The sequence below is a fragment of the Streptomyces sp. NPDC050625 genome, assembly GCF_040654755.1.
Lineage (GTDB): Bacteria > Actinomycetota > Actinomycetes > Streptomycetales > Streptomycetaceae > Streptomyces.
Genome location: NZ_JBFAIQ010000036.1, coordinates 48359 through 67061 on the forward strand (window position 1 = coordinate 48359; position 18703 = coordinate 67061).

Sequence of the window (18703 nt, forward strand, 5' to 3'; positions counted from 1 at the left end):
GCCCGTCTGGAGTGCCGGTCGAGTTCCTGGAGCCCTGGTCGAGGATCCGCACCCCCTAGTCGAGGATCCGTACCGGGTCACCGACCCGTATCGTGCCGGGCGACGTGGGCACCAGGTTCTGGCCGAAGACGAGGGCGGTGCCGAAGCGGCGGTGCCGTGCCAGGGTGCGCAGGGGCTCCCGGCCGCGTTCCGCGGTGCCCTGGTCGGTCGTGGTCACGACGCACCGCCCGCACGTCTTGGCCACGCGGAACACCACCTCGCCGACGGCGAGGCGCGACCAGTCGTCCTCGGCCCATGCCTCGGTGCCCGCCACGACCACGCTGGGCCGGAAACGGTTCATCGGCAGCGGGCCCTCGTGGGCGTGCTCGCCCTGCGCTATCAGGGAGTTCAGGGCGTCGAGGGAGGAGACGGTGGTGACCAGCAGCGGGTAACCGTCCGCGAAGCTCACCGTCTCGCCCGGCAGGGCGAAGTCCGGATCGATCGGGCGGCGGGTCGCCGGATCGTCCAGATGGACGAGACGGACGTCGGCCTCAAGGTAGTCGGCGCACCAGGTGCCGGCGGCGTCCTCCGCCAGGACCGCCTCCACCTTGGTGCCGAAGATGTTCACCGGTACCGTGCCCGACGGTTCAGGAACGGGCACCGTCAGGGGCTCCCGCCCGGGCGCGGACAAGCGAACACCGCCGCCGGGCACGAGCTCGGCGGCGGCCAGCGCCAAGCGTGGCTGCTCGCGCTGTGTGACGACCTTTCCCCCGTCGTCGATCAGAGCCCAGCGCCGGTCCCCGGACAGTCCCCAGGGCTCCACCACGGCCTGCCGCAGTGAGATGCCCCGGAATGCCTTGACCGGGTGGACGTGAATCGACTGCAGTATCGCGTTCCCCATGAAGCCATGGTGCCAGGCGGCACCGACAGCCGGGGAGACCGCTCAGTAGCCGCGGTACTGCTGCTGGTTGTACGGGTCCTGGTACGGAGCCGGCGCGGGCCGCGGAGCCGCGGGACGCATCGCCTCGTAGCCGGTGCCCGCCGCCATCGGCCGGGGCGGCTGCTGCATCTGCGGCATCTGCGGGCCGGGATAGCCGCGGGGCGCGGTGGCCTGCTGCGGGATGTAGGCCGCGGGGGCCTGCTGCAGCGGAGCGGGCTGCGCCGCCTGCGGGTAGCCGTAGGAGGGGACGTGGTGCGACGGACCCGCGGGGAGCGCGGGCAGTGCCGAGGGCAGCGCGGGCAGGTTGCTGCCCATCGCCGGCAGGTTGCCACCCATGTCGTAGGCGGCGGGGACCCGGATCGGGGCGATCTGCGGGGTGCCCCGCTCGGCCACGAGCGAGTCGTAGATCGGGGTGTCCGGGAAGGAGGCGGAGTAGTAGCCGCCACCATAAGTGGAGCGGGGGGAGGTCATGGCACATAAGTTAAGCCCACGATGTGCTGGTTGGGGAGACCGATAAGAGGGTTGTTTTCCGTGTCGGCAGTGACGCGGGATCCCTAATCCGAGCGAACTTGGCAAAAAAGGGCGGCGATCAGCGTTCTGATCGTGTAGAGGCCGAGTTCCCAGCGGGTTACCGGGGGTTGGCCAGCGATCTTCCTGCGCCGCCCATGGGAGTTCGCCGCCCCTCGGGAATAGGTTGGGCGGGTAGGGATGGAAACCCACGGCCGGGGTGCGGCCCGGCGGGGTGACACAGGAGATGGGGGCGTACATGTCAATGCCGAAAGGGTCGAATGCGCCGGTGCCGACGAAGGCCCTGCGCGTCGAATTGGGCTGGCGCTCCGGACCCGGCGTGCCGGACGCGGATGCCTCGGCGCTGCTCCTCGTGGCGGGAAAGGTGCGCTCCGACGGCGACTTCGTCTTCTACAACCAGCCGGCGCACCCCTCCGGCGCGGTCCGGCACGAGGGCAAACGGAACACGGGCGGACGGGTCACCGACACCCTCTTCGTCGACCTCGCGCGCCTGGAGGGCGCCGTCGAGCGGGTCGTCCTCGCGGCCTCCGCGGACGGCGGCGCCTTCGGGCAGGTGCCGGACCTGTACGTCGAGGTCCAGGACGCCGAGCGGGGCGGTGTGGTCGCCCGCTTCGACAACCCCGGTGCCACGGTGGAAACGGCCTTCGTGCTCGGCGAGTTCTACCGCCGCCAGGGAGGCTGGAAGTTCCGGGCCGTGGGCCAGGGCTACAGCAGCGGGCTGGAGGGCCTGGCCACCGACTTCGGGATCACCGTGGACGAGCCGCAGCACGCGGCACCTCCCACCGTTCCGCCCGTCGCACCCCCGGTGACCGTGCCGCCCCCGCCTGCGCCGCCCGCCCCGATGCCCCCGCCCCCGGGTTCCACCGCCCACCTCCCCCCGCCGTCCGGGCCCCCGGTCCATCTGCCTCCGCCCCCGTCGGCGCCGCCCGCCCAGCCCGTCCGCCTCAGCAAGGTGACGCTCACCAAGGCGGCCCCCTCGGTGTCGCTGGCCAAGCAGGGCGGTACGTCCGGCACCCTGCGCGTCAACCTCAACTGGCAGATGCGCAAGCAGTTCCCCAGCTGGGGCGGCCGGCGGGGCGCGGCGCAGGGAGACCTCGACCTCGACCTGTGCGCCCTGTACGAACTCGCCGACGGCCGCAAGGGAGTCGTACAGGCCCTCGGCAACGCCTTCGGATCGCTGCACCGGCCCCCGTACATCCACCTCGACGGCGACGACCGCACCGGCGCCGTGGCGAGCGGCGAGAACCTCACCGTCAACCTCGACCACACCCGCGACTTCCGGCGCATCCTCATCTTCGTGACCATCTACGAAGGCGCCTCCTCCTTCGCGGACCTGCACGCGACGGTCACGCTCCAGCCGCAGCACGGCGCCCCCGTCGACTTCTCCCTCGACGAGTGCACCGTCCCCTCCACCGTGTGCGCGCTCGCCCTGATCACCAACACGGGCGCCGACCTCGTCGTCCAGCGCGAGGCGCGATACCTGGTGCCGGATCGCGGAGTGAGCCCGCAGCGGACCGTCGACCGCGCCTACGGGTGGGGCATGAACTGGACCCCCGGCCGGAAGTAGCGGGGTCAGCCCTCGTCGGGCACGGTGTCCGGACGCGCGTACGTGCGGCCCTTCCAGGCCGCCCCGCGCCCCCTGTAGTGCTGCACCGCGGAATCGACCGTCATGAGGAGATAGAGGAACGCGGTGAAGGGCAGCAGGGGAGCGAGCCACGCCGGCAGGCGGTAGTAGCGGAGCATCGGGACATACGTCGCCGTCATCACCAGCCACGCGGAAGCACCGGTGAGGGCGCCCGCCGTACTTCCCGCCGCGGCACCCGCCACCACGGCCGCGGGCGGCACGAGGTACACCAGTGCCAGCCCGGCGACCGTACCGAGCAGCAGCAGCGGGTTGTGCCGCAGCTGTGCGTACGCGCTGCGCGAGACCATGCGCCACAGGTCGTGCAGCCGCGGGTAGGGGCGCACGCTGTCCACCCGCTCCGCCAGCCCCAGCCAGATGTGGCCCCCGCCGCCCTTCACGGCACGGGCGAGGGCCACGTCGTCGATGACGGCGTGCCGGATGGCGTCCGGGATCCGCGCCCGCTGTGCCGTATCCGCGCGCAGGAGCACACAGCCGCCAGCCGCGGCCGCCGTCCGGGCCCCTGGCCGGCCGATCCGGCGGAACGGGTACAGCTGAGCGAAGAAGTAGACGAAGGCGGGCACCACGAGCTGTTCCCACAGGCTCTCCACCCGCAGCCGGGCCATCTGCGACACGGCGTCGAAGTTCCCGGTGCGCGCCGCCGCCACCAGTTGGCGTAGGCTGTCGGGCGCGTGGGCGATGTCCGCGTCCGTCAGCAGCAGGTACTCGGGACCACGCGCGCGTGCCAGGGCGATGCCGTGCCGCACCGCCCAGAGCTTGCCGGTCCAGCCCGCGGGCGGTTCGCCGGGGGAGTCCACCGTCAGCGGCAGTCCGCCGTGGCGTGCGGCCAGTTCGCGGGCCAGCTCCCCGGTGCCGTCCGAACTGCCGTCGTCGATCAGAAAGACCTCCGCCCGCCCCGGATAGTCCTGCGCCAGCAGCGACGGCAGACTGGCCGGCAGCACGGCGGCCTCGTCCCGGGCCGGTACGACGACACACACGGGCGGCCAGTCGTCCGGATCCCTGCGCGGCGGCAGCCGTACGTCCGTACGCCAGAAGAAGCCCTGGCAGAGCAGCAGCCACAGCCAGGCGGCGAGGGACAGGGCGGAGATCCACACGATCGCGCTCACCCGCGCAGTCTGCACCACCCGGCCGGTCCACAGGGGCCCATCGTCTATCGTGGCCGGGTGAAGATCGCGCTCATGGACTCCGGAATCGGCCTGCTGGCGGCCACCGCCGCGGTACGGCGCCTGCGCCCCGACGCCGATCTCGTTCTCTCCCTGGACCCCGACGGGATGCCCTGGGGGCCGCGTACCCCGGAGGATCTCACCAGCCGTGCCCTGGCCGTCGCCGAGGCCGCCGCGGCCCACCGGCCCGACGCGCTCATCGTCGGCTGCAACACCGCGACCGTGCACGCCCTGCCCACGCTGCGCGCGCGGCTGGAGCCCGCCATCCCGGTGATCGGCACCGTCCCGGCGATCAAGCCCGCCGCGGCCGGCGGCGGCCGAATCGCGATCTGGGCGACGCCCGCCACCACGGGCAGCCCGTACCAGCGCGGTCTCATCGAGGAGTTCGCCGACGGCGTCCCGGTCACCGAGGTGCCCTGCTGGGGCCTGGCCGAGGCCGTGGAGCACGCCGACGAGGCGGCCATCGACGCCGCCGTCGCCGTGGCCGCCGCACTGACGCCCGACGATGTGACGACCGTCGTCCTGGGCTGCACCCACTACGAACTGGTGGCGGAACGTATCCGCGCCGCGGTGCAGCGGCCGGACGCGCCGCCGTTGGTCCTGCACGGCTCCGCCGGGGCGGTGGCCGCACAGGCGCTGCGCCGGATCGGCGAGGAGCCCGCCCCCGGGGCCCCGGCCGACGGCACCCTGACCGTGCTGCTGAGCGGCCGCGAGGGCGAGCTGCCCGTGCCCGCGCTGAACTACGCCGAGGGCAGGCTCCTGCCCGCCGTCACCCCCGCCCGCTGACCCCGGCCGTCCCCTCGTCCGCGGCAGTCACCCTCCGCGACGCGGTACCCGCGCAGCGAAATCTGAGTAACCTCGTAGCCATGAGGGACCACCCCCACGACGCGGACTCCGCGCAGCCCGAGGTGTGGACCGGACGCGCGACGAACCGGGCCCAGTGGCTGCCGGCTCTGGCCGGCGCGGCCTGCATGGCGCTCGGTATCGAGTTGGCGGTGGACTCCGCCTGGACCTCGGGCGTCGCCCCGCTCGTCATGTCCGTCGTGGGCTGCATCGCGGCCGGACTGCTGGTCCTCTTCGGCACCCTCGCGTTCGTGCACGTCGACCTGAAGCTCGACCGGGAGTGCGTCGAGGTCCGCTGCGGCCATATGGGTGTGCCCCGCCGTCGTATCCCGCTCGACCAGGTCGCCGGAGCCGAGTTCGCCCCGATGGTGACGCCGCGGCACTGGGGCGGCTGGGGCTACCGCTGGCGTCCCGAGAAGGGCACGGCGGTCGTCGTGCGCCGGGGCGAGGGTGTGGTCCTGCGCCTGTGGGACGGCCACACGTTCACGATCACCGTGGACAACGCGGAGTCCGCGGTGACGGCCATCCGCGACCGGCTGCGGTCGATCGCCCCGGGCACCGCTCGCTGACGTCGCGGGAGCCGTGCGGGGTCACATCGGACCTCCTTGGTGCGGCCCGCGCGAGCGGCCGGGCGGCCCGAGTCACCGTTCCGTGGGTGCGTGCGCGACGAGCGGCCGGGCCGTGGCCAGGCCGGCCACCAGTCCCGCGCCCACCGACACCGTGGTGAAACTCAGCGCGTTGCCGACCGCGGCGATCGCGGCCAGGGCCGTGAGCGCGGCGCCCGCGCTGAGCGCGACCGGAGTGCTGCGGGGACTGCGCCACAGGGCGTACAGCACCCAGCAGAACGCCGCCGCCAGCAGCAGCACACCGACGAGCCCCTGTTCGGCCGCCTGTTGCAACGTCGCGGAGTGCGGCTTGCCGTCGGGCAGCAGCGCCTGATGTGCGGTGGTGCTCAGTTCGCCGAAGCGGCCGGGGCCGATGCCCAGGGCGGCGTTGTGGCGGGCCAGCCGCAGCGCGTCCTGCCACAGCCCGACGCGGTGCTGGGTGAGCCGGCCCTCCAGGGCGGCGGTGAGCCCCTCCGGCAGGGTGTGCTCGGCCAGCGCCCAGGTCACTCCGGCCGCCAGGGCCGCCGCCAGGGCCAGCCCCACGAGGCCCGGGCCGCGCCGGCTCATCCGGCCCGCGGCGAGCGAGCAGAGCAGGACGCCGGCGGCCAGGGCACATCCGACGGCCGAGCCCAGGGCGGCCGCGGTCAGCGTGATCCCGAGGGCCAGCAGGCGCAGGGCGAGCCGCAGGGCCGGCACGGGCGTGGCCCACGCGGCACAGCAGGCGGCTCCGGTGGCCAGGGTCAGCAGCGCCGCGGTGGCGCCGGTGGGCCCGAGCGGGGTGGTGAACTGGGGGCCGGGGGCGAGATGGGGCATGGCGACCGCCAGTCCGAGCCCGGCCAGTGCCCCGGCGCAGGGCGCGGCGACCGGCAGCAGGGCTCCGGAGATCCGGCCCGAGGCATAGCCGGCGGCCACGGCCAGCACCGCGAGCAGGACGCCCTCGGGCCGGCCGCCGTGCGCCGCCGCGGTGATCAGCGCCCATGCGGCGCAGGCCCCGAGCACCACGACACCCGTGGCGTCAGAAACGTTTCGTCTGTCGCTCTCCGCGTCCGCCCCCGCCGCGGACGCCATCCCCGTGGAACCCACCCAGTCGCCCCTCGTACCCGTCCCCCGACGTGTGGCCGACCCGTCCGCGCGACCGGGACGACCGCACGACACAGGCTCCGGCACACCGTAACGGCTGATCACCGTTTTGTGGACGAGTTGGGCAGGAAGGATGTGGCTCCCGGACGGCGGCCGCCGTGCTCCCCTGCGTCCGGACCGTCCTGTCCGCGGCAAGGTCACCCGCCGTACACTCCCCGAGTGACCGTCACCGCAACCTCCGTGGACCAGTCGGACCAGCCGGACCAGCTCCAGTCGCGGCCCGCGCCCACCGCGCGCGGCCTCCGGCTGCTCCGGCGTCTGGCCCCGGCCGCAGCCGCCGCGCTCTGCGGCGTGCTCCTGTACGTCAGCTTCCCGCCCCGCACCCTGTGGTGGCTCGCCGTGCCCGCCTTCGCCGGCTTCGCCTGGGTGCTGCGCGGCCGCGGCTGGAAGGCGGCCCTCGGCCTCGGCTACCTCTTCGGCCTCGGCTTCCTGCTGCCGCTGCTGGTGTGGACGGGCGTGGAGGTCGGCCCCGGGCCGTGGCTGGCGCTGGTGGCCATCGAGGCGGTCTTCGTCGCCCTCGTCGGCGTGGGCGTCGCCGCGGTGTCCAAGCTGCCCGCCTGGCCGCTGTGGGCGGCGGCCGTATGGATCGCGGGCGAGGCGCTGCGCGCGCGTGTGCCCTTCCGCGGCTTCCCCTGGGGCAAGATCGCGTTCGGTCAGGCGGACGGCGTCTTCCTGCCGCTCGCCGCGCTGGGCGGGACGCCGGTGCTCGGCTTCGCGGTCGTCCTGTGCGGCTTCGGTCTGTACGAGGCCGGGCGGCTGGTCGCCGAGGGGCGCCGCACCCGGACCCTGCGCAAGGCGGCCGCGGCCACGGCCCTGCTGAGCGTGGCCGTCCCGGTGGTGGGAGCGGTGGCCGCCCGGGGGCTGGTCAGCGACAAGGCGGAGAACGGCACCGTGACCGTCGCGGTCATCCAGGGCAATGTGCCGCGCGCCGGTCTGGAGTTCAGCGCCCAGCGGCGCGCGGTGCTCGACTACCACGCGCGTGAGACCCGCAAGCTCGCCGCGGACATCAAGGCGGGCAAGGTCGCCAAGCCCGACTTCGTCCTGTGGCCGGAGAACTCCTCGGACATCGACCCCTTCACCAACGCCGACGCGGCCCAGATCCTCGACGAGGCGGCCGAGGCCGTCGGCGCGCCCATCTCGGTGGGCGGTGTCGTCGAGAAGGACGGGAAGCTGCTCAACGAGCAGATCCTGTGGGACCCGGTCAAGGGGCCCACGCAGACGTACGACAAGCGGCAGATCCAGCCGTTCGGCGAGTACCTTCCGCTGCGGTCGCTGGTCGGGGCGATCAACAAGAACTGGACCGGCATGGTCCGCCAGGACTTCAGCCGGGGCACGAAGCCGGGTGTGTTCGACTTCGACGGCGCCAAGGTCGGCCTGGTCACCTGCTACGAGGCCGCCTTCGACTGGGCCGTGCGGTCCGAGGTCACCGACGGCGCTCAGCTGATCTCCGTGCCGAGCAACAACGCGACCTTCGACCGCAGCGAGATGACCTACCAGCAGCTCGCCATGTCCCGCGTCCGTGCCGTCGAGCACAGCCGTACCGTGACCGTGCCGGTGACCAGCGGGGTCAGCGCCGTCATCATGCCGGACGGGACGATCACCCAGAAGACCGGCATGTTCGTGCCCGCCTACCTGGTCCAGAAGGTGCCGCTGCGCTCCTCGGAGACACCCGCCACCGAGCTGGGCATCCTGCCCGAGATCGCCCTGCTGCTGGTCGCCGCGGGCGGGCTCGGCTGGGCGATCGGCGCCGGTGTGCGCGGCCGGCGCGCCGGCGAGGCGTAGCCGCACGCCCCGCCCTGCGCCCCGCCGTGCGCGCGAGGCGTCGCGCTGAAGGAAGGGAACCGGCCGGTTAGGGTCGGTTCCATGGCTACTCCTGACTTCATCCGTACGCTTCGCGCCTCCGCCGGACACCAGCTGCTGTGGCTCCCCGGAGTCAGCGCCGTGGTCTTCGACGACCAGGGCCGAGTCCTGTTGGGGCAGCGTGCGGACAACCACAAGTGGGCGGTGCTCTCCGGCATCCCGGACCCCGGTGAGCAGCCCGCCGCTTGCGCCGTGCGCGAGGTGTACGAGGAGACCGCCGTACGGTGCGTGGCCGAACGGATCGTGATGGTGAAGTCGGGAGCGCCGGTCACCTTCGGCAACGGCGACATCTGCCAGTTCATGGACATCACCTTCCGCTGCCGTGCCGTCGGCGGCGAGGCGCGGGTCAACGACGACGAGTCCCTGCAGGTCGGCTGGTTCGAGGTGGACGCGCTGCCGGAGATGGACGAACGCCACCTCATTCGGATCAAGCAGGCCATGTCCGATGAACCCACGTGGTTCGAGCCTATGAGCTTCGAGTGAAGTATGGGGCCTGACCATATGTGGCGAGGTGGGAGAGCTGCCTAGGGTCGGCACATGACCTCGCCCAGCGTCCTGCCCGGCCCCTACGCCTCCACGCTCGACCTCGGTGGCCGTACGGCCCTCGTCACCGGCGCCGCCGGCGGCATCGGCCGCACCTGCGCGCTGCGTCTCGCGGCCGCCGGGGCCAAGGTGAGAGCCGTCGACCGGGACGCGGCGGGCCTGGAAGAGCTGGCCGAGGCGGCCCGCGGCCTCGCGGGCGGCCTCGAACCGCACCTCCTGGACCTCACCGACCTGGACGCCGCCGAACTCGCCGCCGCCGGCACCGACGTCCTGGTCAACAACGCCGGACTGCAACTGGTGCGCCCCATCGAGGAGTTCCCGCCCGACGTCTTCCACACCGTGCTGACCGTGATGCTGGAGGCGCCGTTCCGGCTCGTCCGCGGTGCCCTGCCGCACATGTATGGACAGGGCTGGGGCCGCATCGTCAATGTGTCCTCCGTCCATGGCCTGCGCGCCTCGGCCTTCAAATCCGCCTATGTGGCCGCCAAACACGGTCTTGAGGGCCTGTCCAAGACGGCCGCCCTCGAAGGCGCGCCCCATGGAGTCACCTCGAACTGTGTGAACCCCGCCTATGTGCGCACCCCACTGGTCGAGAAGCAGCTCACGGACCAGGCACGGGCGCACGGCATCCCCGAGGAACGCGTGCTGACCGAGGTGCTCCTGCAGGACAGCGCCGTCAAGCGGCTCATCGAACCCGAGGAGGTCGCCGAGGCCGTGGCATACCTGTGCAGTCCTCGGGCGTCCTTCGTCACCGGCACCTCGCTGGTCCTCGACGGCGGCTGGACAGCGCACTGAGCCACCCGCCGCCCACGCGACCGAAGGTTTTCCACAGGCCCCGACGGACCGACGGACGATGCGGAATCCTGTGAGCATGTCCCGCGATCACCTGCACTCCGCCGGACGCCCCGCCGCCGGTGCCGGGGCGCCGGCCGGCGCCGCCGTCACACCCGACCCCGGCGCCGAGACGCCGTTCCTCGAACTGCTCGCACGCGGCGCGCCGGCGGAGGCGTACGAGCAGCCGGTGCTGCTCGCCCGCGCCGAGGGCCGCCCGGCCGACCGGATCGCCGCGCTGGAGCGGGCCAGGCTCCTGGCCCTGCGGGTCCGCTCGGACCTGGAGGGGCGCCGTCGCCGCGAGGCGGAGCTGTCGGCCCTCTTCGAAACCGCGCACGACCTGGCGGGCCTCAGGGACCTGGACGCGGTGCTGCAGGCGATCGTGCAGCGCGCCCGCTCCCTGCTCGGCACGGACGTCGCCTACCTCAGCCTCAACGACCCCGACCGGGGCGACACCTACATGCGGGTGACCGAGGGCTCGGTCGCGGCCCGCTTCCAGCAGTTGCGCCTGGGCATGGGGGAGGGGCTCGGCGGACTCGTCGCACAGACGGCCCGGCCCTACGTCACCGACGACTACTTCAAGGACGCCCGCTTCCAGCACACTCTCGCCATCGACGCGGGCGTGCGGGACGAGGGCCTCGTCGCCATTCTCGGCGTGCCCCTGATGCTCGGGCCCCATGTCATCGGCGTGCTGTTCGCCGCGGACCGGCGCGCCCGGGTCTTCGAGCGGGAGCAGATCGCGCTGCTCGGCTCCTTCGCCGCCCTCGCCGCGGCCGCCATCGACACCGCGAACCTGCTCACCGAGACCCGTTCGGCGCTCGCCGGGCTGGAGCGCGCCAACGAGATCATCCGGGACCGCAGCGCCGTCATCGAGCGCGCCTCGGACGTCCACGACCGGCTCGCCGAACTCGTGCTGCGCGGCGGCGGGGTCCACGACGTCGCCGCCGCGGTGTCCCAGGTCCTCCCCGGAACCGTCGAGTTCGCCGAGGCGGACGCCACACCGCCGCAGGCGCTGGAGGAGTCCCGGGCCGAGGGCCACGCGGTGCGGCACGGGGACGACTGGATCGCCGCGGTGGCCGCGGGCGGTGAACTCCTCGGCGCCCTCGTGCTGCACGGCCACCCGGGTCTCGACCCCGTCGACCAGCTCACCCTGGAGCGCGCCGCGATGGTCACCTCGCTGCTCCTGCTCGCCCGCCGCTCCGCCGCCGAGGCCGAGCAGCGCGTCCGCGGCGAACTCCTCGACGACCTGCTCGACGCCCGCGACCGCGACCCCCGTCTGCTGCGCGCCCGCGCGGCCCGGCTGCACGCCGACCTCGACGCCACCCATGTCGTCCTGGCCGCCCGCCTCGATGGCCCGGCGGCCGACGCCGAACAAGAGGCCGCCGCCCGCCGCCGGCTGTGGGCCGCGGCCTCCCACCTCGCCGCCACCCGGCACGGCCTGGCCGCAGCCCGCGACGGCGGCACCGTCCTGCTGCTGCCCCTCGGCCCCGGCGACACCGCCGGCGAGGTGGCCCGACGCACCGCGCGCCACCTCGGCACCGCCGTCCACGAACCGGTGACCGCGGGCGCCTCCGCCCCCGTCGCCGACCTCCTCGCACACCCCGACACCCTGGCCACCGCCTACGCCGAGGGCCGCCGCTGCCTCGACGCACTTCGTCTTCTGGGCCGCTTCGGGGACGGCGCCGCCGCCGAGGACTTCGGCTTCCTCGGCCTGCTCCTCGCGGGCGAGCGGGACGTCACCGGTTTCGTCGACCGCACCATCGGCCCGGTGGTGGCCTACGACGAACGGCGCGGTACGGACCTGCTGCGCACCCTCGACGCCTACTTCGCCTGCGGTATGAGCCCGGCCCGCACCAAGGACGAACTCCACGTCCACGTCAACACGGTCGCCCAGCGGCTGGAGCGCGTCTCCCGCCTCCTCGGCGACGACTGGCAGGGCCCCGCCCGCGCCCTGGAGATCCAACTCGCCCTGCGCCTGCACCGGTTGGCGGCACCGGCACGGCACTGACCCCCGTACGGACGACCGTACGGGGGCCGGTGCGGGCGTACCCGGTCACCCGGTGGACGCGCCCGACGCCGAGGCTCCGGCGGTCTCGGAACCGCCCATGGCCCCGGCCCCGGCTCCGTGCCCGGCCCCGACGTCGGCGAGGTCCCGGTGCCGGGTCTCCTGCGCCACCCCCACGGCGATCAGCGTCAGCACGGCCGCCGCGATCACATACAGGGCGATCGGGGTCGAGCTGCCGTAGTCGGCGAGCAGCGCGGTGGCGATGAGCGGCGCGGGGGCACCGGCCGCCACGGACGAGAACTGGGCGCCGATGGAAGCGCCGGAGTAGCGCATCCGGGTCGCGAACATCTCGGAGAAGAAGGCGGCCTGCGGCGCGTACATCGCGCCGTGCAGCACGAGCCCCACGGTCACGGCGAGGACGAGGTTCCCGAACGTGGCCGTGTCGACCAGGGAGAAGAAGGGGAACATCCACAGGCCCACCCCGGCCGCGCCCAGCAGATAGACGGGACGGCGCCCGACCCGGTCGGACAGCGCACCCCAGGCCGGAATGACCGCGAAGTGCACGGCCGAGCCGATGAGCACGGCGTTCAGCGCCGTCTGCTTGGAGACGCCGGCCGACGTGGTGGCGTAGACGAGGATGAACGCGGTGATGACGTAGTAGCTGATGTTCTCCGCCATGCGCGCGCCCATCGCCACGAGCACATCACGCCAGTGGTGGCGCAGGACGGACACGAGCGGCAGCTTCTCGGCATCCTCCGCGCGCTCCGCCCTGCGGGCCTCGGCCCGCTCCAACGCCTCACGGAACACGGGCGATTCATCGACAGAGAGCCGAATCCACAAACCGACGACGACCAGCACACCGGAGAGCAGGAACGGGATCCGCCAGCCCCAGCTGCCGAAGGCGTCGTCCGACAGCACGGCGGTCAGCAGCGACAGCACACCGGTCGCGAGGAGTTGTCCCGCCGGGGCCCCGGTCTGCGGCCACGAGGCCCAGAACCCGCGCCGCCGCGCGTCCCCGTGCTCGGACACCAGCAGCACGGCCCCGCCCCACTCACCGCCGAGCGCGAAGCCCTGGACGAGGCGCAGCGCGGTCAGCAGGACGGGGGCGGCGGCGCCGACACTGGCGTGCGTGGGCAGCAACCCGATCGCGAAGGTCGCGCCGCCCATCAGCAACAGGCTCAGCACCAGCAGCTTCTTGCGCCCCAGCCGGTCGCCGTAGTGCCCGAAGACCAGCGCGCCGAGCGGCCGCGCCGCGAATCCGACCGCGTACGTCAGAAACGACAGCAGCGTGCCGACGAGCGGGTCCGAGCCCGGGAAGAACAACTTGTTGAACACCAGCGCGGCGGCCGAGCCGTAGAGGAAGAAGTCGTACCACTCGATGGTGGTGCCGATGAGGCTGGCGGCGACGATCCTGGGGAGCTTGGCGGGGGTCGGTGGAGCGGATGCTGCGGAGGCCATGTGCGCCACTTCCTCGTGTGCGGTGGGGACGGGTAGGTGTCGGCACACGGTAGAAACATGCAGGTCAGACGCACATGTGGCGGGGCAACATAGTTCGAGGCTTGCCTATGCGTGTGGCCACCATGCCAGTTCACAGAAGGGCGGGTCAGGGGCTCGAAGGTGGTCGAAACGAGTGCCGTCCGGGATGCGTAATTCGGGGGTGATTTGACGGTGCGGTACTGACTCCCGTGCTGGTGTGGTGCTGACCACGCTCCGTTGAACTCGGACATCTGGGGTTGATCGGCTCAGAGTCGTTGCGTGGTAGGTGACCGGACTGAGAGACCGAGCCCGACCTCGCTGATCAGCCTCTGCGGGCATGGGCAAGGCGCTGCGCCTGAACGCGGTGCGTGTTCGTCCCAGCACATTCTTCGTCTGCTGGTGGTACGGGCGTCACGCGTCGCTGACCTGCATAAAACGTTGCCACGTGTGGCTCGTTGGAGCCGTCGGCCCGGGAATGGTCCGGATCTTGTCCTCAGCGAGACGAGCCTGGTCATCTGCCGATGCCGCACCCCACGGCTTGTGGACAGGTCCAAGCGGATGTGTTGGCCCGCCCGCTCCTACGGCGAGGTGGGCAGGTGTGGGGAGCGGAGGACGAGGAGGGTGATCTCGCTGGGGGCGAAGACGCGGAACGGCGGGCCCCAGAAGCCGGTGCCGCGGCTGGTGTAGAGGAGGGTGCGGGTGCCGTGGTGGCTGAGGCCGGCGAGGGCGGGCTGGTCGACGCGGACCAGGTGGTGGAAGGGCCAGATCTGGCCGCCGTGGGTGTGGCCGGAGAGTTGGAGGTCGATGCCGGCGGCTGCCGCTCGGTCGACGAACTTGGGCTGGTGTGCCAGGAGCAGGACGGGTAGGTCGGGGTTGGCGCCGTTCAAGGCTCCGGCGAGGTGGGCGCGGTGGCCTTCCAGGCCAGAGGACTCGGCGGTGACGTCATCCACGCCGGCGACCACGAGGGCGTCGTCTCCGCGTTCGAGCAGCAGATGGCGGTTGCGCAGTGGCTCCCAGCCCAGCTCGTCCATCAGGTCGACCCAGCCCTGGGCCTCGCTGTAGTACTCGTGATTGCCGGTGACGTATACACGGGCCCGGGTGGCCCGCACGGTGCCGAGTGGGGCGGCCTGGGCGCGGCGGCGTTCGGCGGTGCCGTCCGCGATGTCGCCGGTGTGGCAGACCAGGTCGGCTTCCAGGGTGTTCACTGTCTCGCATACCCGTGCCGACCAGCGAGCGCGATCGAGTGGGCCGTAGTGGGTGTCGGTGATGAGGACGACGCGGGTGCCGTCCAGCCCGGCACCCAGTCGCGGGAGTTGCACGTCGAGTCGGCGCACGCGCGGCACGCGGCGGGCTTCGGCGTATCCCCAGGCGAGTAGTACGGCGGTTACGCCGAGGACGGCCCACGTGACGATTCGGGCCCGGTCCTGGCTCTCGCTGACGCCGGCCACGGTCAGGGCGAGCCGCAATAGCACGCCGAGCAGAACGGACCAGGTGAACAGAATCCAGCTGGTGCCCAGCAGGGTGTCACCGATGATCGCCGCCCGGTCCTGCTGGCGCCGGCCGTGGCCGCGCACCATCGCGAGCGGCATAACGATGAGGCCGAGGGCGAATAGGGCGGTGCCGACCAGCGTGACGGGCAACGGCCAGTGCTGGCCGGTGTGCAGGAGCACCCAGCAGGGCACGGCCCACAGCAGGACGGGGGCGATCAGGGGGATGTAGCGCATCAGGCGGTGCAGTCGGCTCCGCCGCGGAGCTTTCGCTTCACCCTCGGTGGGCCGGGTGTTGCTGGTGGCGGTCACGGTTCCCCTCCCTGACCAGGCTGCCGTCTCGCGCACTGTATCCGGTCGCCCTCGGGTCGGCCGGACCGGCGTTCATGGGCGCGGCCCCTTGGGGCGAAGGGTTCTCTGCGGGATGGCACACCGGCCGCCGCGCGCGTAGACACGCCAGGACTTCGTCCAGCGCAGCGCTACCGGCGATCGTCTCCAGGGTGGCGGACGGGGATGGCGGTATTGGTATCGGCGTGGCCACGACGCCATTGAAGACTGTGCGGCCTGCCCTTGTCAGCTGATAGTCCATCACCATCGGCAGGGCGTCTGCCACATCCCTGGAGGCCGAAGCGCTCATAATCCGCCGAACGCATCTTCGCAGGGGGCCGATACCGAGGATGCTGTCGGGCGGCAGCGATCTCCTCAAGACGGTTGGTACGGTGGGACCCGGGCTTGCTCGACTACTGGGTGGCAGCGGCGGCGCTCATTGTGACCGATGGTTACCGATTCGCGCCTCGGGACACGTTCCGCACAAAACTTGACGACGGCGCTGGGGCTGGACTGGCCGAGGCCGGCACGATGCGTACTGCTGCTCCTCGGTAACCGGGGCGACGCATTCGACATGGCGCAGGGCGCCTCCGCCGTCGACGACCTCGACGCCTACGCCGACCGACGCTCCCGGATGCCCGACGTGACGCAGGTCAATGCGCCGTGGTCATCACGCTGCTGCTGATCTTCCTGCTCAGGCGTACGACAAGACATGAGATCGCCACCAAGCCGTCATCTTCGGACTCCAGAGGACCGGCGGCCTGATTACTACGGCAGCAATCATCTTTGACATCTGAAGGTCAGAGCGGACTGGTGACAGCCGACCGGGTGCGAAGTCCCCGCGGTTTACAACGAGATCGGGGCCGGGGCCGCCTCGCCACGGCCCTGACTGTGCTCCTCGTGGGATACCGAAGCACCCTAGAGGTGGCCTGGATCACATTTCGAGTCGGACTGTCACGCCGGGAGTCGGTGTCGCCGTCGTCCCAGTGACAGGCCAAGGCGGTTCCCCCTGAACGCTCCACTCCCGGCGCAGGCGCGGCCGCACATCTGACCGGCAGCGTTCTGGTTACCAGAATTTTGATCCCGCCCTGCAGACCGGTGACTAGCGTGTAACGCATCACGCAGAGCGGCCACAGTAGAGGAGGACGTCTCAATGGCGGAGATTACGCAGGACATGATCGACATCATCGAGAGTTCCAAGCTGATGTTCGTGGCCACGGTACGGCCGGACGGGACGCCGAATGTGTCCCCGAAGGGTTCCGTTCGGGTGCTGGACTCCGGACATCTGATCTTCGCCGACATCGCCTCTCCGCAGACGGTGGCGAATCTGAGGAACAACCCGGCGGTCGAGGTGAACGCGGTGGACTTCCTCTCTCGCCGTGGCTACCGCTTCCGGGGCACCGCGCAGATCCTGGACCCCGGCGACGAAGACTTCGAGTGGATCGCTGCCTGGTTGCGGCAGACCCACGGGGAGCAGACTCCCTGCCACCACGCGGTGAAGATCGCAGTCAGCGATACCGCTGAGCTTCTCTCTCCGGGATATACCGTCGGGCACATCCCTGAGCCCGAACTCCGGCAGGCCTGGATCAAGAAGTACGGACTCACCGAATCCACTGAGTCTGCCTCCGGGCCCATGTGCTGAATCTGAGGCGTCTTTCTCCGGCCGGCGCCAGTCTGCTGTCTTCACCGACGCCGGACGTGCCGCACTGGCGCTCGCCGAGATCGTCACCCTCGACTCCCGCCAAGGCGTAGCCGTCGCCAGCGACCATCACCCAATAGCCCGCTCAGTGGTGAGCATCCCTTCGACCTCCTCACACCATAAGGAACAGCGATGTCACGATATGTTCTGGTACATGGCTCCTGGCACGACGGAGCAGCCTGGACAGACGTGGCCGACCACCTCGAGAAGCTCGGCCACGAGGCTCATTTCCCGACCATGGCCGGGCATGGCAAAGACGTCCCGCGCGACGTCGATCACGGCGATTGCGTCGCATCCGTCGTCGACTACATCACCGAACATGAGCTGACGGACATTGTTCTGGTCGGGCACAGCTTTGGCGGCAGTGTCATTGCACGGGTTGCGGAACGCATCCCTGAGAAGATCCGCAGACTCGTCTTCTGGAACGCCTTCATCCCGGTCGACGGGACGAGTGTGCTGGACAACGCCCCGCCGGCCTACCAGGAGCTCTTTCCGATCCTGGCCGCCCAGTCCGACGACAACACGGTGATGCTCCCCTTCGAGGTGTGGCGCGACGCGTTCATCGGCGACGCCGACCTGGACCGCGCCCGGGAGACATACGACATGCTCGTGCCCGAACCTCTCGGGCCGACGGTCGAGAAGCTCGACCTGTCCGAGTTCTACCGCATCATGCCTACGATCCCGCGCAGTTACGTGCTCTGTCATGACGACTCCGCACTCCCGCCGGGCGATCCCCAGTACGGATACCTTGCCAACGCGCGCCGCCTCGGCGTCTTCCGCCTCGTCACCCTCGAGGGCTCGCACGAGGTGTTGTTCACCAACCCGGCCCTTCTCGCGAGCAAGCTCGGCCTCGCAGGCAGGGACTAGTCCCGGCCCTGGCCGCGCCCGGCAGCTGCCCCATGTTCCGTGGGCTTCCGCGTGTGAAGCACGCGCTCCTGATGTCATCTGGAAGGGTGGTGTATATGATGAAAGTGCAAAATAGTGATGAAAACGGTGACATCGTCTTCAAGGAGCTGGAGCGAGGTGACGATCCGCAGCTCAGGTCAGATCTGTTTTCTCTGCTGTGTGAGCTTCGGCCGGGAATGAGTCAGCAATTGTTCGGCGAACTCACATCTGTAGGAATCGTGCAAGGCCTCCGCTATCTCGTCGCATACTCCGGAGATGGAAAGCCGCTGGCCGCTGCTGGTTATCGAGTGCTCTACACGAGTCGCGGTCGGATGCTCTACGTGGACGACCTGGTGACCACTGGCTCAGAGCGATCCCGTGGCATTGCCGGCGCTGTGATGAGTGAACTGAAGAGCCGGGCGCGACTGGTCGGCTGCGACCGTATTGAACTCGATTCAGGAGTCACCAATACCTCTGCGCACCGCTTCTACCTGCGCAATCAGCTTGATATCAAGGCATTCCACTTCAGTGGCCTGGTTGAGGCGCCGTGACCATCGCACGTCTGGAAGAGACTGGCAGCGGCTCCCGCGTGACCGCGCTAGCGTAGAGGTACGCAGCAAACCCCTACCTGAGGGGGTGTGAGGTGGAGTGACCACTAGTGTCCTGCGCCAGAGATCCGTCGGCAGAAGCGGGCGAGGGAGTCGAGGATCTCTTCGGCGGTCTTGGTCCAGATGAACGGCTTGGGGTCTT

Annotated in this window: 16 protein-coding genes; 10 read left to right on the forward strand and 6 right to left on the reverse strand. The window is 71.1% G+C overall.

Annotation, left to right across the window (positions count from 1 at the left end; translation table 11 throughout):
• Window positions 1-55 precede the first annotated feature (55 nt).
• Together AB0I54_RS41535 and AB0I54_RS41540 are read right to left on the reverse strand one after the other, a co-directional pair.
• Window positions 56-880: an MOSC N-terminal beta barrel domain-containing protein gene (locus AB0I54_RS41535; RefSeq protein WP_363301538.1), complete on the reverse strand. Its 825-nt coding sequence runs from the start codon at window positions 878-880 to the stop codon at window positions 56-58.
• Between the two features lie 42 nt (window positions 881-922).
• On the reverse strand, window positions 923-1390 hold the full coding sequence (locus AB0I54_RS41540; RefSeq protein WP_363301539.1) for a DUF6643 family protein: 468 nt from the start codon (window positions 1388-1390) through the stop codon (window positions 923-925).
• A 301-nt stretch (window positions 1391-1691) separates the two neighbouring features.
• Between AB0I54_RS41540 and AB0I54_RS41545 the strand changes: the two genes are divergently transcribed.
• Complete coding sequence (locus AB0I54_RS41545) at window positions 1692-3014, forward strand: TerD family protein (protein WP_363301553.1); 1323 nt, start codon at window positions 1692-1694, stop codon at window positions 3012-3014.
• A gap of 5 nt (window positions 3015-3019) precedes the next feature.
• Here the strand turns inward: AB0I54_RS41545 and AB0I54_RS41550 are convergent, their stop codons facing one another.
• The gene (locus tag AB0I54_RS41550) at window positions 3020-4195 is read right to left on the reverse strand and encodes a glycosyltransferase (protein ID WP_363301540.1); all 1176 of its coding nucleotides are present in this window, start codon (window positions 4193-4195) and stop codon (window positions 3020-3022) included.
• 57 nt (window positions 4196-4252) lie between these two features.
• On the opposite strand from AB0I54_RS41550, the gene AB0I54_RS41555 reads away from it, so the two are divergent.
• Window positions 4253-5038: an aspartate/glutamate racemase family protein gene (locus AB0I54_RS41555; RefSeq protein WP_363301541.1), complete on the forward strand. Its 786-nt coding sequence runs from the start codon at window positions 4253-4255 to the stop codon at window positions 5036-5038.
• An 80-nt stretch (window positions 5039-5118) separates the two neighbouring features.
• Window positions 5119-5664: a hypothetical protein gene (locus AB0I54_RS41560; RefSeq protein ID WP_363301542.1), complete on the forward strand. Its 546-nt coding sequence runs from the start codon at window positions 5119-5121 to the stop codon at window positions 5662-5664.
• A gap of 72 nt (window positions 5665-5736) precedes the next feature.
• Here the strand turns inward: AB0I54_RS41560 and AB0I54_RS41565 are convergent, their stop codons facing one another.
• Window positions 5737-6768 carry an O-antigen ligase family protein gene (locus AB0I54_RS41565; protein ID WP_363301554.1) on the reverse strand — a complete coding sequence of 344 codons (1032 nt, stop codon included), beginning with the start codon at window positions 6766-6768 and terminating at the stop codon, window positions 5737-5739.
• A gap of 231 nt (window positions 6769-6999) precedes the next feature.
• Here AB0I54_RS41565 and lnt point away from each other — a divergent pair, with 231 nt between their 5' ends.
• The 4 genes from lnt (at window position 7000) to AB0I54_RS41585 (ending at window position 12082) form a co-directional block, all read left to right on the forward strand.
• A complete protein-coding gene (gene lnt / locus AB0I54_RS41570) occupies window positions 7000-8622 on the forward strand; it encodes an apolipoprotein N-acyltransferase (protein WP_363301544.1) in 1623 nt (540 codons plus the stop codon).
• Between the two features lie 81 nt (window positions 8623-8703).
• A complete protein-coding gene (locus AB0I54_RS41575) occupies window positions 8704-9183 on the forward strand; it encodes an NUDIX domain-containing protein (protein WP_363301545.1) in 480 nt (159 codons plus the stop codon).
• A gap of 54 nt (window positions 9184-9237) precedes the next feature.
• Complete coding sequence (locus AB0I54_RS41580; protein WP_363301546.1) at window positions 9238-10038, forward strand: 3-hydroxybutyrate dehydrogenase; 801 nt, start codon at window positions 9238-9240, stop codon at window positions 10036-10038.
• A gap of 76 nt (window positions 10039-10114) precedes the next feature.
• Window positions 10115-12082: a GAF domain-containing protein gene (locus AB0I54_RS41585; RefSeq protein ID WP_363301547.1), complete on the forward strand. Its 1968-nt coding sequence runs from the start codon at window positions 10115-10117 to the stop codon at window positions 12080-12082.
• A 45-nt stretch (window positions 12083-12127) separates the two neighbouring features.
• Here AB0I54_RS41585 and AB0I54_RS41590 read toward each other — a convergent pair whose 3' ends face one another.
• Window positions 12128-13537: an MFS transporter gene (locus AB0I54_RS41590; protein WP_363301548.1), complete on the reverse strand. Its 1410-nt coding sequence runs from the start codon at window positions 13535-13537 to the stop codon at window positions 12128-12130.
• Between the two features lie 596 nt (window positions 13538-14133).
• Window positions 14134-15354 (reverse strand): metallophosphoesterase, encoded by a 1221-nt coding sequence (locus AB0I54_RS41595; RefSeq protein WP_363301549.1) that lies wholly within the window; start codon window positions 15352-15354, stop codon window positions 14134-14136.
• A 1168-nt stretch (window positions 15355-16522) separates the two neighbouring features.
• Between AB0I54_RS41595 and AB0I54_RS41600 the strand changes: the two genes are divergently transcribed.
• The 3 genes from AB0I54_RS41600 (at window position 16523) to AB0I54_RS41610 (ending at window position 18504) form a co-directional block, all read left to right on the forward strand.
• A complete protein-coding gene (locus AB0I54_RS41600; RefSeq protein ID WP_363301550.1) occupies window positions 16523-17011 on the forward strand; it encodes a pyridoxamine 5'-phosphate oxidase family protein in 489 nt (162 codons plus the stop codon).
• 189 nt (window positions 17012-17200) lie between these two features.
• Window positions 17201-17935: an alpha/beta hydrolase gene (locus AB0I54_RS41605; RefSeq protein ID WP_363301551.1), complete on the forward strand. Its 735-nt coding sequence runs from the start codon at window positions 17201-17203 to the stop codon at window positions 17933-17935.
• A gap of 53 nt (window positions 17936-17988) precedes the next feature.
• Window positions 17989-18504, forward strand: a complete 516-nt coding sequence (locus tag AB0I54_RS41610) for a GNAT family N-acetyltransferase (RefSeq protein ID WP_363301552.1) — start codon at window positions 17989-17991, stop codon at window positions 18502-18504.
• The last annotated feature ends 199 nt before the right edge of the window (window positions 18505-18703 follow it).

Excerpts from the sequence above, each read along its gene's own strand:
- AB0I54_RS41535 (WP_363301538.1), bottom strand. The coding sequence starts at position 880 with ATGGGGAACGCGATACTGCAGTCGATTCACGTCCACCCGGTCAAGGCA.
- AB0I54_RS41540 (WP_363301539.1), bottom strand. The coding sequence starts at position 1,390 with ATGACCTCCCCCCGCTCCACTTATGGTGGCGGCTACTACTCCGCCTCC.
- AB0I54_RS41545 (WP_363301553.1), top strand. The coding sequence starts at position 1,692 with ATGCCGAAAGGGTCGAATGCGCCGGTGCCGACGAAGGCCCTGCGCGTC.
- AB0I54_RS41560 (WP_363301542.1), top strand. The coding sequence starts at position 5,119 with ATGAGGGACCACCCCCACGACGCGGACTCCGCGCAGCCCGAGGTGTGG.
- AB0I54_RS41565 (WP_363301554.1), bottom strand. The coding sequence starts at position 6,768 with ATGGCGTCCGCGGCGGGGGCGGACGCGGAGAGCGACAGACGAAACGTT.
- AB0I54_RS41575 (WP_363301545.1), top strand. The coding sequence starts at position 8,704 with ATGGCTACTCCTGACTTCATCCGTACGCTTCGCGCCTCCGCCGGACAC.
- AB0I54_RS41580 (WP_363301546.1), top strand. The coding sequence starts at position 9,238 with ATGACCTCGCCCAGCGTCCTGCCCGGCCCCTACGCCTCCACGCTCGAC.
- AB0I54_RS41585 (WP_363301547.1), top strand. The coding sequence starts at position 10,115 with ATGTCCCGCGATCACCTGCACTCCGCCGGACGCCCCGCCGCCGGTGCC.
- AB0I54_RS41590 (WP_363301548.1), bottom strand. The coding sequence starts at position 13,537 with ATGGCCTCCGCAGCATCCGCTCCACCGACCCCCGCCAAGCTCCCCAGG.
- AB0I54_RS41600 (WP_363301550.1), top strand. The coding sequence starts at position 16,523 with ATGGCGGAGATTACGCAGGACATGATCGACATCATCGAGAGTTCCAAG.
- AB0I54_RS41605 (WP_363301551.1), top strand. The coding sequence starts at position 17,201 with ATGTCACGATATGTTCTGGTACATGGCTCCTGGCACGACGGAGCAGCC.